The sequence below is a fragment of the Xenorhabdus bovienii genome (genome assembly GCF_024721015.1).
GTDB lineage: Bacteria > Pseudomonadota > Gammaproteobacteria > Enterobacterales > Enterobacteriaceae > Xenorhabdus > Xenorhabdus bovienii.
In genome coordinates, this window is sequence record NZ_JANAIF010000363.1 from 1 (window position 1) to 349 (window position 349).

A 349-nucleotide genomic window follows, 5' to 3' on the forward strand; every position below is an offset into this window, starting at 1 on the left:
CCCCAGATTTCTGACATACGGCCAGTGGTATTGCAGTACCGCACCGGGGAATTTCTCGATTTCACTGAACCACGCCGAAGACATACCAAGGGGTTCCCAAGCCACGCTGGCCGCCTCAATGCCGGAACAAACCGAGCCGAAACGCATATTCACGATAAGTTTTTCCTCATTTCACCCATGTTATTAATCCGCTGCCACAGTGCTTCGCGGCGTTCCTGTTTGCGGGCGTCAAACTCGCGTTGTCTTTGCACCCGCCCGTCTTCCGTCTCAATCAGCCTGACTTCGCCTTCAGCAAACCGCATCATCTGGCCGTCAAAGCTGATACTCATGCCTTTCACAAACATCATCG

1 protein-coding gene and 1 pseudogene are annotated in these 349 nt (G+C 53.3%); both read right to left on the reverse strand.

Going from position 1 to position 349, the window contains the following annotated elements; genetic code table 11:
- Nucleotides 1-147: pseudogene (locus tag NXS07_RS22635) on the reverse strand (DNA cytosine methyltransferase); the annotation flags it as partial.
- A gap of 2 nt (nucleotides 148-149) precedes the next feature.
- On the reverse strand, nucleotides 150-349 hold a 200-nt coding region (locus NXS07_RS22640), incomplete at its 5' end, for a hypothetical protein (RefSeq protein ID WP_258087632.1).